The following is a 16394-nucleotide window of genomic DNA, read 5'->3' as shown; positions in this document are numbered from 1 at the left end:
CTGCATATATGTCCATCTGCGGCAATGTTACTCGATTCGGGTAAATCCTGCGGCTAAATCGGCAATCAGATCGTCAACATTTTCTAAACCGATGTGTAAACGGATGAGCGTTCCGCTGAAGTCCACTTTACCTTCCGGACGAATTGCCGCGATGTGTTCCGGTTGGTTAGCCAGAATCAGCGATTCAAAACCGCCCCAGGAATAGGCCATGCTGAACAGGCTGAAGTGATCCAGGTACGCAGACAGTTCTTCATTATTTAGCTTCTTATGCAGAACAAATGAGAACAGACCGCTGCTACCGGTAAAGTCGCGTTTCCAGAATTCGTGTCCCTTGCTGCCGGGAAGTGCCGGGTGATTCACGCGGGCAACCTGCGGATGGTCAGCCAGCCACTCGGCGACTTTTAAACTGCTTTCATGGTGTTGGCGAAGGCGAACGCTTAACGTCCGCAATCCGCGGCTGGTCATATAGGCGGTATCGGCATCCAGCATTTGTCCCATCAGATAGGCATTTTCACGCAGTTGATCCCAGCAACGGGCATTGGATACCGCTGTCCCAACCATGCCGTCAGAATGACCAATCAGATATTTCGTCCCGGCCTGAATTGAGATATCGATACCGAAATCCAGCGCGTTGAACAACACGCCCGCAGCCCAGGTGTTATCAATCATGATGATAGCGTCCGGCACAACGCTTCTGACTGCGGCAACAATAGCTGGAACATCATGAACTTCCATGGTGACAGAACCTGGAGACTCAAGAAAAACAACTTTAGTGTTCGGCTGTATATGCTTCACAATATCCGCGCCGACCAGCGGATCGAACCAGCCGGTTGTCACGCCAAGCTTGCCCAGTATCTTAGTGCAGAAATCCTGGCTGGGTTCATAGGCGGTGTTTGTCATCAGCACATGATCGCCTTGTTCAACAAAGGCAAGGATGGTGTTGGCAACGGCTGCTGCACCGCAAGGGAACAGGGCGCAGCCCGCTCCGCCTTCCAGTTCACACATCGCTTCCTGCAGTGAGAAATGCGTCAGCGTGCCGCGACGTCCATAGAAAAGGGCACCGTTTGCGCGGTTATGCGTCGCCTGTTTTTTCGCCGCAACGGTGTCGAATACCAGTGAAGACGCGCGCTGGATCACGCTATTTACCGAACCCAGCGTGTATTTTTTACTACGCCCGGCGTGAACGAGTTTGGTCTCAAGCTGCTTATCTGCCATGTTGTATTACCTATTTTTATACGTCTGGATGTCTAAACTAGCATGAATCTCATCTGCCGCGTCCTGCAGAATAGCCATAAAGTACAAAATATTCTCAAATCGATTTCGGGGGACTTTTTTACTGCGTGAGCGCAAGGAAAAGAAACCAAAGGTGCGGCACTATGTAAATAGTAATGAGAACGACTATCAATTCGACGTCGTTTTGATATGATTACGCTCAGATTTTGTGATTTGCGTCCTGGAGATACAGAGTGGGTAATAATTTGATGCAGACGGACCTTTCCGTCTGGGGTATGTATCAGCACGCCGATATCGTGGTTAAGTGCGTGATGATTGGGCTGATTTTGGCGTCAGTGATCACCTGGGCTATCTTCTTTAGTAAGAGCCTTGAGTTCTTTACGCAGAAGCGCCGTCTTAATCGTGAACAGCAGATGCTGGCAGATGCCCGCTCTTTAGATCAGGCAAGTGAGATTGCCGCTGGATTCGATGCCAAAAGCCTGGGTTCTCTGCTGATTAATGAAGCGCAGAATGAACTGGAACTGTCAGAAGGCAGTGATGACAACGAAGGGATCAAAGAGCGTACCGGTTTCCGTCTGGAACGTCGCGTTGCCGCAGTTGGTCGTCAGATGGGGCGGGGTAATGGATACCTGGCAACCATCGGGGCTATCTCTCCATTTGTCGGGTTGTTTGGTACAGTATGGGGCATCATGAATAGCTTCATCGGTATCGCACAAACCCAAACCACCAACCTGGCTGTTGTTGCTCCAGGTATTGCAGAAGCACTGTTAGCGACCGCGATCGGTCTGGTTGCGGCAATTCCTGCTGTTGTTATCTACAACATTTTTGCTCGTCAGATTGGCAGCTATAAAGCGATGCTGGGCGATGTCGCGGCGCAGGTGCTGTTGCTGCAAAGTCGTGACCTGGACCTGAGTGCAAGCGCGTCTGCACACCCGGTACGTGCTGCGCAGAAATTACGTGTAGGGTAATGTTCCATGGCAATGAGCTTTAATGAAAACCTGGATGATAACGGTGAAATGCATGACATCAACGTGACGCCGTTTATCGACGTCATGTTGGTATTGTTGATCATCTTTATGGTGGCAGCGCCACTGGCAACCGTGGATGTGAAGGTGAATCTCCCCGCATCTACCAGTACGCCGCAACCGCGTCCGGAAAAACCGGTTTACCTGTCAGTAAAAGCCGATAACACCATGTTTATTGGTAACGATCAGGTAACCGATGAGACGATGATTAACGAGCTAAACGCGCTAACTGAAGGCAAGAAAGACACCACTATCTTCTTCCGGGCAGATAAAACCGTTGACTACGAAACCATGATGAAGGTTATGGATACGTTGCATCAGGCGGGCTACCTGAAGATTGGTTTGGTCGGTGAAGAGACCGTGAAAGCCAAATAACTCTTGTTGCCGGGTACAGGTTGACCTTACCCGGCAAGCTTCTCCTGCTATTACTCCCCTGTACGTCTTTTGCCTTATCTGTTCTCGTCCAACGCAACCGTAGTGATTTTTGTGGGCTCATAGTTCCCTTCGGATAGCTTACGGGTCAGGCGCAATGTGGCTGTTTCACGCGCAAGCAGATGCTGGTATGTGCTTTCCAGACGGGCCATGATTTTGTCCCGTAATTCTGGCTGCTGAGCGATGATGGCCTCGATAGTGGCACCGTAAATCTCTTCTTTGGCTTGCAGGGCGTAGATTTCATGACGATTTTGCCATTTCATCCGCACCAGCGCGGCGGGTATAGAAACCATCTCTTGAGCAAGGCTTTCCAGCGTCGCGTTTTTATTGGCTATCAACACAGACAGATTTTGTTTTAAGACAAACTCATCACTTTTGTGGTTATCTAAAGCCAAATAAACATTATTATCTTCAACATCTTTCATTTTATTTCTCTTCCAGAGAATAAAAAATAGGATCGTTGGTTTCGCGAGTAATTAAATTAAGCCAAATTTTGTTGCCTTGTTCATTTATCATGGCTGTTTTTTGGGCCAGAATTTTACTTAATTCCTGGGCGTTAATGTCACCTTCCGCCTGTAATGAATTGAGCAGACGAGTAAATGACTCAATTTTTGCCGCGCGGAAAAGACGCTCTTTTAAATGACGATCGCACTCTTCAAATAACATATTCCGGGACTGACCGGTAGTTGCGGAGCTAATCAAAACTTCTGATTCGTAATCACTTAGCGTTATCTTTCCCTGAGTCAAATTTTCACTATTTTCTGTGGTGTTTGTATTATTTGGGGGTGCAGATAAATGAAAACGAGAGGGAACAAGATGCTCGGGAAGCATGTTGAAATATCCTTTGCTGCCAATAATATGATGTTTTTAATAAGGTAGGCCGCGTTGACAATAGCATGGGGTAATTTTAAAATCAAAAAAAATGGAGCCTGCTATGAACAGTATATTTTATTCTGTTATTACCCTGCTATTGCTTACCTGCGGGGTACTTTTGCTAATGCGTAGTGCAAATAAAAACCGTTATGCAGAAGATGTTAACGCACAGCACCAGCCGGAAATGCTAAGTAAAGAAGAGGGAGAAGATCATTTTTCTGCCCTGATGAATTCGATTACTCCGGTATGGTATTGGCGAGTCAATCACGAATATATCGATTTTATCCACTCCACAGTCAAGCGGATGACTATGGTGGAGCTGAATGAAACGCCCGGGCTCTTTGACGCACAGCGGCGTTGTAGCGATCTTAACTCTGCGGTTTATAAGTATTACGACAATATCAAAAAGCGCTGCCTCAGTGGGGAGAAAGTCCCGCACGCCGATCTGGATGTGCTTAACTTGCGGCAGTGCTTCAGGGAGTTCAGCCTGGAAGCCTATCCTGCACTTGTCGCGCTGGTGTGGCCGGAATACCAGCGTCCATTGATCAAAGAGGACGAGGTGTGAGGCGAGATTTACTTGCCCACTCTCATCAGCAGACCATTATGCCGGGTAGGGCTACACCCGGCGTAATGGTCAGATCGTTACTTGTCTGATGAGGCTTGCCACAGATTGAGTTTGCCGTCAGCGACATGTTTATCGATCTGTGCCAGTTCTTCGGCACTAAATGTCAGGTTTGCCAGTGCCTGAACGTTCTCTTCTAACTGCTCAGGTCGGCTGGCGCCAATTAATACCGATGTGACCCGGTTATCTTTTAGTAGCCAGCTTAACGCCATTTGCGCCATCGACTGCCCACGCTGTTGAGCCATCTCATTGAGCAAACGCAGACTGCTGAGGTTTGCTTCCGTCAGCATATTTTCCGTCAGTCCACGGACTTTTTTCCCTTCACGCTGCATGCGGGAACCATCAGGAATACCGTTGAGGTATTTCCCTGTCAGCAGCCCCTGGGCCAACGGGGTGAAGGCAATACACCCCATCCCGTTGGATTCCAGCGTATCCAACAATCCGCTGCTGTCTACCCAGCGGTTAAGCAGGTTGTAGGATGGCTGGTGGATAAGCAGCGGAATTTTCCATTCCCGCAGCAGTTCGGCCATCTTCTGCGTGCGCTCTGGAGAATAAGATGAGATGCCGACATACAGCGCTTTGCCACTTTGCACGGCATGGGCCAGCGCGGAAGCGGTCTCTTCCATTGGTGTGTTTTCATCAACGCGGTGCGAATAGAAAATGTCGACGTAGTCGAGACCCATACGCTTGAGGCTCTGGTCGAGGCTGGCCAGCAGATACTTGCGTGAGCCGCCAGAACCGTACGGCCCCGGCCACATGTCGTAACCAGCTTTGGTCGAGATAATCAATTCATCACGATATTGTGCAAAATCCTCGCGCAGTAATCGACCAAAGTTCTCTTCAGCACTGCCCGGAGGCGGGCCGTAGTTATTGGCTAAATCAAAATGTGTGATCCCTAAATCAAATGCTTTTCGTAGCAGTGCTCGTTGTGAATCCAGAGCTTGAACGTGTCCAAAACTGTGCCATAAACCCAGCGACAGCGCGGGCAAGCGCAAGCCGCTGCGACCACAGTAGCGATAGAGCATTTGCTCATAACGTTCAGGATTGGCAAACCAGGCCATGAGATCTCCTTAGTGCAGGTGAATTTCAAAACAACGTTTCTATTTTAGCGGGTTCGTGGTGAATATCCCGTTCACCAGGTCACATTGGGATGAAAAACTGGGCAAAAACAGATCACTGTGCTTTGCTTAAAAAAACATCACTCAGGAGTGCGGCCATGCCACGTTTGACTGCTAAAGACTTTCCGCAGGAGTTACTCGATTACTATGATTATTATGCTCATGGCAAAATATCTAAACGAGAGTTTCTGAATCTGGCGGCGAAATATGCGGTAGGTGGCATGACAGCGCTGGCGCTATTCAATTTGCTGAAACCGAATTATGCCCTGGCAACGCAGGTAGAATTTACCGATCCCGATATTCTGGCAGAATACATTACCTATCCATCGCCTGATGGGCATGGTGATGTGCGAGGTTATCTGGTGAAACCCGCGAAGCTGACGGGGAACGTTCCGGCAGTGATTGTGGTACATGAGAATCGCGGTTTGAATCCGTATATTGAGGATGTTGCACGGCGGGTGGCGAAGGCGGGTTATATTGCGCTGGCACCCGATGGATTAAGTTCACTGGGAGGTTATCCCGGCAATGACGATAAAGGCCGGGAATTACAGCAGCAGGTTGATCCCGTTAAGCTGATGAATGATTTTTTTGCTGCTATTGAATTTATGCAGCGTTATTCGATGACGACGGGAAAGGTGGGGATCACTGGATTTTGCTACGGTGGTGGTGTGGCGAATGCAGCGGCTGTTGCTTTCCCTGAACTGGCCTGTGCGGTGCCCTTTTATGGGCGTCAGGTTCCTGCTTCCGATGTCCCTAAAATTAATGCGCCTTTATTATTACACTATGCAGAACTAGACACACGAATTAATGAAGGCTGGCCCGCTTATGAAGCTGCACTCAAAGCGAATAAGAAAATCTATCAAGCATATATCTATCCCGGTGTTAATCATGGTTTTCATAACGATTCGACACCCCGTTATGATAAAGCAGCTGCTGATTTAGCCTGGGAACGCACTCTTGCCTGGTTTGATAAATATTTGTTATGAAAAACAACGCATTATTTACAGCCCCAGGTTAATTGTCTGAATAATAATGCTACCTAATTTCATTAACATTCATATTGATATGACCAGCAGGGATAATAGACAGACTTAAAAAAGTAAAAAAATAAAGAACGTATTATATCTTCTTCATTGCCTGCCGATAACAAGGGGAAGTATCGCCTGATGGCGAATTCTTCATCAATGGCAAGGAAATTATTATGTATTTGCTGAAAAACTTCACTATTCGTATTGTCATGCTGGCAATACTTGGACTTTTTTGCCTGCTCTGGTCGGGCGTGGGTTTATTCAGTCTTCATGCGTTATCAAAAATATCAGAAGGGACTGATATTGATCGTCATCTCGTCAAACAGATGACGGTGCTGAGTCAGGGTAACGATCAGTACTTCCGCTTTGTGACACGCCTGAGCCGTGCAGTGGATGTCAAAATTGGTGGTGGAACGCCTGATTTTACACCTGCCCAGCAATCGCTGGATAATCTGAGCCAGAAGCTCCAGGAGATGAAAACATTATCTCCCGGGCCGATGGACCCGGAAATTTCAGCAGCGGTGCTGGCTAAGTGGCAAGCTTTGCTGGATAAAGGCGTGATACCGCAAATGCAGTTGGCGCAGCAGAGCTCGCTTACGGCGTTTTCGGAACATGCCAGCACGATTACGCCCGCACTGAGCCGTGAATTTGGTGCCAGCGCTGAACGGTTTAATACCACAGCCGGAAAGAGACTTGATGCGACGCGTATTATGGTAGACGGTAAAACGTCGATCATTCGGACACTGATTATTACTGCCGTTATCCTCGGGATTGCCCTCCTTTTCTTCACCGATCGTTACCTCGTTACCATGATGGTGAAACCTCTCGGTCGTATTCGCCAGCAGTTCCGCCAGATTGCCCAGGGCGATCTCAGCCATCCGATTGAAGAATTCGGCCGGAACTGTGTAGGCCAACTGGTCCCTTTATTGTGCGCGATGCAGGACAGCCTGCGTGAAGCCGTAAGTACGATTCGTTCAGGCAGTGACAACATCTGGCGAGGCGCTACGGAAATTTCTACCGGCAATAACGATCTCTCTTCCCGTACTGAAGAGCAGGCGGCAGCGTTGGAAGAAACCGCAGCCAGCATGGAGCAGCTAACCGCAACGGTAAAACTTAACGCCGAAAATGCGCGTGAGGCCAGCCAGCTTGCCGATACCGCAACAGAAACGGCAGGCAAAGGAAGCAAGTTGGTTTCTGAAGTGGTCGACACCATGGACGGTATTGCTGCCAGTTCTAAACAGATAGCAGAAATTACCTCCGTCATTAATAGCATTGCTTTCCAGACCAACATTCTGGCGCTCAACGCCGCCGTTGAAGCGGCCAGGGCTGGTGAACAGGGACGTGGCTTTGCTGTGGTGGCGGGGGAGGTCCGTAATCTCGCCAGTCGTAGCGCCGGAGCGGCAAAAGAGATTGAGACATTAATCGGTGAATCTTCACGCCGTGTCGATCAGGGGGCTCGACTGGTCAAAGAGACCGGGTTAACGATGGAAGCGATTCTACGCGGTGCGACCGAAGTCACCGTTATCATGAAACAAATAGCCTCTGCTTCTGAAGAGCAGAATAAAGGTATCTCGCAGGTCAGCGTTGCGATCACTCAGATGGACAGCGTGACGCAGCAGAATGCCGCGTTGGTAGAACAAGTCTCCGCAGCGGCAGTGGCGCTGGAACGGCAAACGGAAGAGCTGCAACGCTCTGTACAGCAATTCCGGCTTTCAGCCAATGATGTGCAATATGCATCGACAAATACCGCTTCCCCCTCCGTAGAAAGCAGAACCTCTGCAGCGCCTAAAACGGACGAGTGGGTGTCCTTTTAATCTGGCACAAAAAAGTGCGTGATACCTCTGGCCTTTGTTTAAAAAATCGCTATATAATTTATTATATAGCGATTGGAGGTTATGCATGGACAACCATTTTGGTAAGGGCCTGATGGCCGGATTGAACGCCTCAAGTGCGGACAGTGCTCGTTCAGTGGCGAATTTTTGTTCAGATTATAAACGCGGTTTTGTTCTGGGTTTTTCACATCGAATGTTTGAAAAAACGGGTGACCGACAGCTCAGCGCATGGGAAGCGGGGATCCTGACGCGTCGTTATGGGCTGGATAAAGAGATGGTGATGGATTTCTTCAAAGAGAACCAGTCGAGTACAACAATTCGGTTTTTCATGGCTGGCTATCGGCTCGAAGCTTGATCCAAAAGGGGTATTATCTTGCTTTAATTAATTACACTATTGACCTACGCCTTCGTTTTGTTGCTCCGCCGAAGTATTATAATGCACATAACCATATAAAAAGTGTGGTAATGGCGCGCCGATCGCAATAAGCAACATGCGAATGGTGCAAAATAAAAGCCAGGTCTTCGCAACGGAATAACAATAAAATGACTGGAGATAATTCTCTCATCAATTCGAACGGCATCAATCGCCGTGATTTCATGAAGCTTTGTGCAGCACTGGCCGCTACCATGGGGCTCAGTAGCAAAGCCGCCGCAGAAATGGCCGAATCAGTTTCTCGTCCTCAGCGCCCACCGGTTATCTGGATTGGTGCTCAGGAGTGTACGGGTTGTACTGAATCTCTGCTTCGCGCGACACACCCTACAGTGGAAAACCTCGTTCTGGAGACCATCTCTCTGGAATACCATGAGGTACTCTCTGCCGCCTTTGGCCACCAGGTCGAAGAGAACAAACATAACGCTCTGGAGAAGTACAAAGGGCAATATGTTCTGGTGGTAGATGGTTCTATCCCGCTAAAAGATAATGGTATTTACTGCATGGTTGCCGGTGAGCCAATTGTGGATCACATCCGCAGAGCGGCCGAAGGTGCAGCAGCTATCATTGCTATCGGCTCTTGTGCCGCATGGGGTGGTGTAGCTGCCGCTGGCGTGAACCCAACGGGTGCAGTCGGCTTGCAAGAAGTTCTGCCAGGCAAAACCATCATCAACATTCCAGGCTGTCCGCCTAACCCGCATAACTTCCTCGCCACGGTCGCGCATATCATCACTTACGGTAAGCCGCCGAAGCTGGATACCAAAAACCGTCCGACATTTGCCTACGGTCGTTTGATTCACGAACACTGCGAACGTCGCCCGCATTTTGATGCCGGCCGTTTTGCTAAAGAGTTCGGCGATGAAGGCCACCGCGAAGGTTGGTGCCTCTATCATCTGGGCTGTAAAGGGCCAGAAACGTACGGTAACTGCTCGACCTTGCAATTCTGTGATGTTGGCGGTGTGTGGCCGGTGGCGATCGGTCATCCTTGCTACGGCTGTAACGAAGAAGGCGTCGGTTTCCATAAAGGTATTCACCAGCTCGCCCATGTGGAAAACCAAACCCCGCGTTCAGAGAAGCCTGATGTCAACATGAAAGAAGGCGGCAACATTTCAGCTGGGGCTATTGGGCTGCTTGGCGGCGTAGTAGGACTGGTTGCCGGCGTCAGCGTGATGGCGGTACGTGAACTGGGGCGTCAGCAGAAGAAAGATAACGCTGACTCACGGGGAGAATAACCGTGAACAGACGTAACTTTATTAAAGCAGCCTCCAGCGGGGCATTGCTGTTGGGCGCAGCGCCGTCCATCAGTCATGCGGCTGCAGAAAACCGTCCGCCGATCCCGGGTTCACTTGGGATGCTCTATGATTCGACGCTGTGCGTAGGCTGCCAGGCCTGCGTCACTAAGTGTCAGGATATCAACTTCCCGGCGCGTAACCCGGAAGGTGAGCAAACCTGGTCGAACAACGACAAACTGTCACCGTATACCAACAACATCATCCAGGTGTGGCGTAGCGGAACAGGTGTTAACAAAGACCAGACCGAAAACGGCTACGCGTACATTAAGAAACAGTGCATGCACTGTGTCGATCCGAACTGCGTCTCCGTTTGCCCGGTTTCCGCGCTGAAGAAAGACCCGAAAACCGGCATCGTCCACTATGACAAAGATGTCTGTACTGGCTGCCGCTATTGCATGGTTGCCTGCCCGTACAACGTCCCTAAATACGACTACAACAACCCGTTTGGTGCGCTTCATAAATGTGAATTGTGTAACCAGAAAGGGGTTGAACGTCTGGACAAAGGGGGGTTACCGGGGTGTGTTGAAGTGTGTCCTGCCGGTGCAGTGATTTTTGGTACGCGTGAAGAGCTGATGGCTGAGGCGAAAAAACGTCTCGCACTGAAGCCTGGCAGCGAATACCACTATCCGCGTCAGACAGTGAACGCTGGTGATACCTATTTGCATACGGTACCGAAGTACTATCCGCACCTGTACGGTGAAAAGGAAGGCGGTGGTACGCAGGTTATGGTGCTGACGGGTGTTCCTTACGAGGATTTGGATCTGCCAAAACTGGATGACCTTTCAACCGGTGCGCGTTCCGAACATGTTCAACATTCCCTGTATAAGGGCATGATTTTACCCCTGGCAGCGCTGGCGGGCTTAACCGTGCTGGTTCGTCGTAATACGAAAAACGACCATCACGATGGAGGAGACGATCATGAGTCATGATCCTAAACCGCTGGGCGGAAGAATAATCAGCAAACCGGTCATTATTTTTGGGCCGTTAATCGTCCTGTGTATGCTCCTGATTGTGAAACGTCTGGTCTTCGGATTGGGGTCTGTCTCCGATCTGAACGGCGGCTTCCCATGGGGTGTATGGATCGCGTTTGACCTGTTGATCGGTACCGGTTTCGCGTGCGGCGGTTGGGCGCTGGCATGGGCGGTGTATGTTTTCAATAGAGGGCAATACCATCCGCTGGTACGTCCGGCGCTGCTGGCGAGCCTGTTCGGTTACTCGCTGGGGGGGTTGTCGATCACCATTGACGTCGGTCGTTACTGGAACCTGCCGTATTTCTACATTCCGGGCCACTTTAACGTGAACTCGGTACTGTTTGAAACGGCGGTCTGTATGACCATCTATATCGGTATCATGGCGCTGGAATTTGCTCCGGCCTTGTTTGAACGTCTGGGCTGGAAAGTCTCCCTCAAGCGTTTGAATAAAGTGATGTTCTTTATTATCGCTCTCGGCGCGCTGCTGCCGACTATGCACCAGTCTTCAATGGGGTCATTGATGATTTCTGCGGGCTATAAAGTACATCCGCTATGGCAAGCTTATGAAATGCTGCCACTTTTCTCGGTATTAACCGCCTTTATAATGGGCTTCTCGATCGTCATTTTTGAAGGCTCGTTGGTACAAGCGGGTCTGAAAGGTAACGGTCCGGACGAGAAAAGTTTGTTCATCAAGCTGACGAATACGATTAGCGTGCTGCTGGCGATTTTCGTTGTCCTGCGCTTTGGCGAGTTGATCTACCGCGACAAGCTGTCGTATGCGTTTGCAGGCGATCTTTACTCCGTGATGTTCTGGATTGAAGTCGTGCTGATGGTCTTCCCGCTGGTGGTGCTGCGTGTCACGAAGCTGCGCAATGACTCGCGTATGCTGTATCTGTCCGCGTTGAGCGCATTACTGGGTTGTGCAACATGGCGTCTGTCCTATTCGCTGGTGGCATTCAATCCTGGTGGTGGCTACCACTACTTCCCGACCTGGGAAGAACTGTTGATTTCTATTGGTTTTGTGGCTATTGAGATTTGTGCATACATCGTACTCATTCGTCTACTGCCGATACTTCCTCCTTTAAAACAAAACGATCAAAATCGTCATGAGGCGAGCAAAGCATGAGCCAGAGAATTACTATTGATCCGGTAACCCGTATTGAGGGTCATTTACGCATCGACTGCGAAATCGAAAATGGCGTGGTATCTAAAGCATGGGCTTCCGGTACCATGTGGCGCGGCATGGAAGAGATCGTGAAGAATCGCGATCCGCGCGATGCCTGGATGATTGTTCAGCGTATTTGTGGTGTTTGCACCACAACTCACGCTATCTCTTCTGTTCGTGCAGCTGAAAGCGCGCTGAATATTGATGTTCCGGTGAACGCACAGTACATCCGTAACATCATTCTGGCCGCGCATACCACGCATGACCATATCGTGCACTTCTACCAGCTCTCTGCGCTGGACTGGGTGGATATTACTTCCGCATTGAAAGCCGATCCGGCGAAAGCCTCGGCGATGCTGAACGGCGTGTCTTCCTGGCATCTGAACAGCGCTGAAGAGTTCACCAGGGTACAGAACAAGATCAAAGACCTGGTTGCCAGCGGTCAGTTAGGTATTTTTGCCAACGGTTGTTGGGGGCACCCGGCTATGCAGTTGCCGCCGGAAGTGAACCTGATTGCGGTCGCACACTATCTGCAGGCGCTGGAATGCCAGCGTGATGCTAACCGTGTTGTGGCGCTGTTGGGGGGTAAAACGCCGCACATTCAGAACCTGGCCGTTGGTGGGGTTGCGAACCCCATTAACCTTGACGGCCTTGGCGTACTGAACCTTGAACGTCTGATGTACATCAAGTCCTTCATCGATAAGCTGAGCGATTTTGTTGAGCAGGTTTACAAGGTCGATACCGCGGTTATTGCAGCGTTCTATCCTGAATGGCTGGAACGTGGCCAGGGGGCAGTTAACTACCTGAGCGCACCGGAATTCCCGACTGATGGCAAAAATGGCAGCTTCCTGTTCCCGGGTGGTTACATCACGGATGCAGACCTGTCGACCTATCGTCCGATCACCTCTCACTCTGATGAATACCTGATCAAAGGGATTCAGGAGAGTGCGAAACACGCATGGTACAAAGACGAAGCGCCGCAGGCACCGTGGGAAGGTACAACGGTTCCTGATTACACCGGCTGGTCAGACGATGGAAAATACTCCTGGGTTAAAGCGCCAACCTTCTACGGCAAAACGGTGGAAGTGGGCCCGCTGGCTAATATGCTGTGTAAACTGGCGGCAAAACGCGAGTCTACCCATGCCAAGCTGAATGAAATCATTGCGATTTACACCAAGCTGACCGGTAAAACCATCGAAGTCTCGCAGCTGCATTCGACGCTGGGCCGTATCATTGGTCGTACCGTTCACTGCTGTGAACTGCAGAATGTTCTGCAGGATCAGTACAACGCGCTGATCGTGAACATCGGTAAAGGCGACCACACCACCTTCGTGAAACCGGATATCCCGGCAACGGGCGAATTCAAAGGTGTGGGTTTCCTTGAAGCGCCGCGCGGTATGCTTTCTCACTGGATGGTGATTAAAGACGGCATTATCAGTAACTATCAGGCGGTTGTACCGTCAACCTGGAACTCCGGCCCACGTAACTTTAATGATGAAGTGGGGCCGTACGAGCGTTCGCTGGTCGGTACGCCAATTGCCGATCCAAATAAACCGCTGGAAGTGGTGCGTACCATTCACTCCTTCGATCCTTGTATGTCATGTGCGGTGCATGTGGTGGACGTTGACGGGAACGAAGTCGTCTCAGTTAAGGTTCTGTAATGCGGATATTAGTCTTAGGGGTCGGCAATATTTTGCTGACCGATGAAGCCATCGGGGTACGTATCGTTGAGGCATTAGAACAACGATACATCCTGCCAGACTATGTTGATGTTCTGGACGGTGGTACGGCTGGGATGGAGCTTCTCGGCGATATGGCGAACAGAGATCATCTGATTATCGCTGACGCCATTGTGTCGAGAAAAAACACGCCGGGAACGATGATGGTCCTGCGGGACGAAGAGATTCCGGCGTTGTTTACCAACAAAATCTCACCGCACCAGCTTGGCCTGGCCGACGTTTTGTCGGCCCTGCGTTTTACCGGCGAGTTTCCGAAAAAACTGACCCTGGTGGGTATCATTCCGGAATCGCTGGAACCGCATATCGGGCTGACACCGACAGTTGAAGCGATGATTGAACCTGCGCTTGAGCAGGTTCTTGCTGCGCTACGCGAGTCTGGCGTTGAAGCTATTCCACGGGAGAAGGCACATGTCTGAGGAGTTCTTAGGCTTTCAGACAGCCCCGAAGCAGCAAATTCAGGCAGCGTTTGAAGAGGTTTCCCGACGTTCGATGCACGATCTTTCTTTCCTGCATCCGAATATGCCGGTGTATGTCTCTGATTTTACGCTGTTTGAAGGGCAGTGGACGGGATGTGTTATCACGCCCTGGATGCTCAGTGCACTGATTTTCCCAGGGCCGGATCAGATCTGGCCCGTGCGTAAAGTCAGTGAAAAAATCGGGCTGCGTTTACCGTATGGTGAGATGACATTTACTGTTGGTGAACTGGATGGTGTATCGCAATACCTCTCCTGCTCGCTGATGTCGCCGCTTTCGCACAGTCTGTCGGCGCAGGAAGGTGTTCGCCTGGCTGACGATTGTGCGCGGATGGTGTTATCGCTACCGGTAAGTGACCCGAATGCGCCGCAGATGGGGCGTCGTGCGCTGCTGTTGGGCCGACGGAACTGCGAAAATGCATGAGCTGTCTCTTTGTCAGAGCGCGGTTGAAATTATTCAGCAGCAGGCAGAGCAGCACGATGTAAAACGTGTTACCGGCGTTTGGCTGGAAATTGGGGCGCTCTCGTGTGTTGAAGAGAGTGCCGTCCGTTTCAGTTTTGACATCGTATGTCAGGGAACACTGGCGCAGGGATGTGAACTGCATATTGATTACAAACCCGCCCAGGCCTGGTGTTGGGATTGCAGTCAGGTCGTAGAGATCACCCAGCATGATGCACAGTGTCCTCTCTGTCAGGGCGATCGTCTGCGGGTAGATGCTGGCGATTCACTGAAAGTGAAAAGTATTGAAGTCGAATAGCCCATAGGTTGCTATGGGGCGGAGTCAGATATGTGTATTGGAGTCCCTGGTCAGGTTCTGGCCGTTGGTGAAGATATTCACCAGCTTGCGCAGGTTGAAGTGTGCGGCATCAAGCGTGATGTTAATATTGCCCTGATTTGTGAAGGCGAGCCTGCCGAACTGGTTGGGCAATGGGTGCTGGTGCACGTAGGGTTCGCCATGAGCATCATTGATGAAGATGAAGCTAAATTCACGTTGGATGCACTTCGCCGCATGGAGTATGACGTTACCAGTGCGTGATAACTGGTTTGTGCCTGATGGCGCTGCGCTTACCAGACCCACGTCTTGTATGTCGGCCGGATGAGGCATTTCGCCGCCATCCGGCATTTTATTTTAACCCTGACGTTTATCTTCGGTATGGGTATCGAAGTCGCTGGCATCATGGCGTTCATGAAGCTGCTCATTCAGCGGTCCGTTAGTGCGGTTTACAATGCGGCCACGTTTAACTGCCGGACGTGCTGCAATCTCTTTTGCCCAACGCTGAACGTGCTTGTAGCTACCCGCATCAAGGAATTCTGCCGCATCATAAACATTCCCCAATACTACATTGCCAAACCACGGCCAGACCGCCATATCGGCAATGGTGTACTCATCTCCCGCCATAAACTGATGATGTGCAAGTTGCTTATCCAGCACGTCGAGTAAACGCTTGGCTTCCATGGTGAAGCGATTGATTGCGTACTCAATTTTAACCGGCGCATAGTTGTAGAAGTGGCCGAAACCACCACCGAGGAAGGGGGCAGCACCCTGTAACCAGAATAACCAGTTCAGCGTTTCGGTGCGTTTTGCCAAATCCTGCGGCAGGAAATAACCATATTTTTCTGCCAAATAGAGCAGGATCGAACCAGATTCAAAGACACGTACTGGCGGGTTTTGTGAATGGTCGCGCAGCGCTGGGATCTTAGAGTTTGGATTCACTTCAACAAAGCCGCTGGAGAACTGATCGCCATCGCCAATGCGAATGATCCAGGCATCGTATTCCGCACCCTTTACACCCTGCGCCAGCAACTCTTCCAGCATAATCGTCACTTTCTGACCGTTTGGTGTACCCAGCGAGTACAGCTGCAACGGATGTTTGCCGACCGGTAGCGTTTTCTCGTGCGTTGCACCGGAAACCGGGCGGTTGATATTGGCGAATGCGCCGCCGTTTGATTTTTCCCACGTCCAGACTTTCGCGGGCTGATAAGTGTTGTCTGACATGTTGACCTGCCTTCTGAGTGGTTGTGTTGAAGCAGTGTAGCAGCTAGGTAGAACTCAATTTAACAGATTGGGACTTTATGTCGCTTTGTGCTGAAAGGGGAAGATAAAACTAACCCGTTCATTGTACCCAGGCTGTACTCCATGAAGAGGAAATCAATATTGGA

Annotated in this window: 19 protein-coding genes; 14 read left to right on the top strand and 5 right to left on the bottom strand. The window is 50.4% G+C overall.

Annotated features, from left to right (window positions below; all coding sequences use genetic code 11):
* Positions 1-27: 27 nt before the first annotated feature.
* Positions 28-1215 carry a cystathionine beta-lyase gene (gene metC / locus ACLJXE_RS09625; protein WP_410750741.1) on the bottom strand — a complete coding sequence of 396 codons (1188 nt, stop codon included), beginning with the start codon at positions 1213-1215 and terminating at the stop codon, positions 28-30.
* A gap of 251 nt (positions 1216-1466) precedes the next feature.
* Here metC and exbB point away from each other — a divergent pair, with 251 nt between their 5' ends.
* A complete protein-coding gene (exbB, locus tag ACLJXE_RS09620) occupies positions 1467-2201 on the top strand; it encodes a tol-pal system-associated acyl-CoA thioesterase (RefSeq protein WP_410750740.1) in 735 nt (244 codons plus the stop codon).
* A gap of 6 nt (positions 2202-2207) precedes the next feature.
* Positions 2208-2633 (top strand): TonB system transport protein ExbD, encoded by a 426-nt coding sequence (gene exbD, locus ACLJXE_RS09615; protein ID WP_048213224.1) that lies wholly within the window; start codon positions 2208-2210, stop codon positions 2631-2633.
* 74 nt (positions 2634-2707) lie between these two features.
* Here exbD and ACLJXE_RS09610 read toward each other — a convergent pair whose 3' ends face one another.
* Positions 2708-3115 (bottom strand): hypothetical protein, encoded by a 408-nt coding sequence (locus ACLJXE_RS09610; protein WP_005123132.1) that lies wholly within the window; start codon positions 3113-3115, stop codon positions 2708-2710.
* 1 nt (position 3116) lies between these two features.
* Positions 3117-3521, bottom strand: coding sequence for a hypothetical protein (locus ACLJXE_RS09605; protein WP_410750739.1), 405 nt, complete (start codon positions 3519-3521; stop codon positions 3117-3119).
* A 103-nt stretch (positions 3522-3624) separates the two neighbouring features.
* On the opposite strand from ACLJXE_RS09605, the gene ACLJXE_RS09600 reads away from it, so the two are divergent.
* Complete coding sequence (locus tag ACLJXE_RS09600; RefSeq protein ID WP_333908952.1) at positions 3625-4128, top strand: ESA_00282 family adhesion-associated protein; 504 nt, start codon at positions 3625-3627, stop codon at positions 4126-4128.
* A 77-nt stretch (positions 4129-4205) separates the two neighbouring features.
* Here the strand turns inward: ACLJXE_RS09600 and ACLJXE_RS09595 are convergent, their stop codons facing one another.
* Positions 4206-5246 carry an aldo/keto reductase gene (locus ACLJXE_RS09595; protein ID WP_410750738.1) on the bottom strand — a complete coding sequence of 347 codons (1041 nt, stop codon included), beginning with the start codon at positions 5244-5246 and terminating at the stop codon, positions 4206-4208.
* Between the two features lie 155 nt (positions 5247-5401).
* Here ACLJXE_RS09595 and yghX point away from each other — a divergent pair, with 155 nt between their 5' ends.
* The 11 genes from yghX to hybG all read left to right on the top strand — a co-directional run bounded on the left by yghX (position 5402) and on the right by hybG (position 15270).
* A complete protein-coding gene (yghX, locus tag ACLJXE_RS09590) occupies positions 5402-6289 on the top strand; it encodes a YghX family hydrolase (protein ID WP_410750848.1) in 888 nt (295 codons plus the stop codon).
* 215 nt (positions 6290-6504) lie between these two features.
* On the top strand, positions 6505-8145 hold the full coding sequence (locus ACLJXE_RS09585) for a methyl-accepting chemotaxis protein (protein WP_410750737.1): 1641 nt from the start codon (positions 6505-6507) through the stop codon (positions 8143-8145).
* A gap of 85 nt (positions 8146-8230) precedes the next feature.
* On the top strand, positions 8231-8518 hold the full coding sequence (locus ACLJXE_RS09580) for a DUF2623 family protein (protein ID WP_048213218.1): 288 nt from the start codon (positions 8231-8233) through the stop codon (positions 8516-8518).
* 188 nt (positions 8519-8706) lie between these two features.
* Positions 8707-9825 (top strand): hydrogenase 2 small subunit, encoded by a 1119-nt coding sequence (gene hybO / locus ACLJXE_RS09575; RefSeq protein ID WP_016154493.1) that lies wholly within the window; start codon positions 8707-8709, stop codon positions 9823-9825.
* Positions 9826-9827: 2 nt separating this feature from the next.
* Positions 9828-10814: a hydrogenase 2 operon protein HybA gene (gene hybA / locus ACLJXE_RS09570; RefSeq protein WP_286629501.1), complete on the top strand. Its 987-nt coding sequence runs from the start codon at positions 9828-9830 to the stop codon at positions 10812-10814.
* The gene (hybB, locus tag ACLJXE_RS09565) at positions 10804-11982 is read left to right on the top strand and encodes a Ni/Fe-hydrogenase cytochrome b subunit (protein ID WP_005123144.1); all 1179 of its coding nucleotides are present in this window, start codon (positions 10804-10806) and stop codon (positions 11980-11982) included. Before hybA ends, hybB begins: the two co-directional genes overlap by 11 nt.
* Entirely contained in the window at positions 11979-13682 is a 1704-nt protein-coding gene (hybC, locus tag ACLJXE_RS09560) for a hydrogenase 2 large subunit (protein WP_410750736.1), read from the top strand. The genes hybB and hybC overlap by 4 nt, the downstream gene beginning before the upstream one ends.
* Positions 13682-14176, top strand: coding sequence for a HyaD/HybD family hydrogenase maturation endopeptidase (locus ACLJXE_RS09555; protein ID WP_271449640.1), 495 nt, complete (start codon positions 13682-13684; stop codon positions 14174-14176). The genes hybC and ACLJXE_RS09555 overlap by 1 nt, the downstream gene beginning before the upstream one ends.
* A complete protein-coding gene (gene hybE / locus ACLJXE_RS09550; protein WP_271442646.1) occupies positions 14169-14657 on the top strand; it encodes a hydrogenase-2 assembly chaperone in 489 nt (162 codons plus the stop codon). Before ACLJXE_RS09555 ends, hybE begins: the two co-directional genes overlap by 8 nt.
* Entirely contained in the window at positions 14650-14991 is a 342-nt protein-coding gene (gene hypA, locus ACLJXE_RS09545; RefSeq protein ID WP_045447504.1) for a hydrogenase maturation nickel metallochaperone HypA, read from the top strand. Before hybE ends, hypA begins: the two co-directional genes overlap by 8 nt.
* 30 nt (positions 14992-15021) lie before the next feature.
* On the top strand, positions 15022-15270 hold the full coding sequence (gene hybG, locus ACLJXE_RS09540) for a hydrogenase maturation factor HybG (RefSeq protein ID WP_048213216.1): 249 nt from the start codon (positions 15022-15024) through the stop codon (positions 15268-15270).
* Between the two features lie 93 nt (positions 15271-15363).
* Here hybG and yghU read toward each other — a convergent pair whose 3' ends face one another.
* Complete coding sequence (gene yghU / locus ACLJXE_RS09535; protein WP_410750735.1) at positions 15364-16230, bottom strand: glutathione-dependent disulfide-bond oxidoreductase; 867 nt, start codon at positions 16228-16230, stop codon at positions 15364-15366.
* Between the last annotated feature and the right edge of the window lie 164 nt (positions 16231-16394).

Source organism: Citrobacter sp. U14242, from assembly GCF_046555775.1.
Classification (GTDB): domain Bacteria; phylum Pseudomonadota; class Gammaproteobacteria; order Enterobacterales; family Enterobacteriaceae; genus Citrobacter.
Note: the sequence above shows the minus strand (reverse complement) of the source record. Positions and strands in the feature narration are given on the sequence as shown.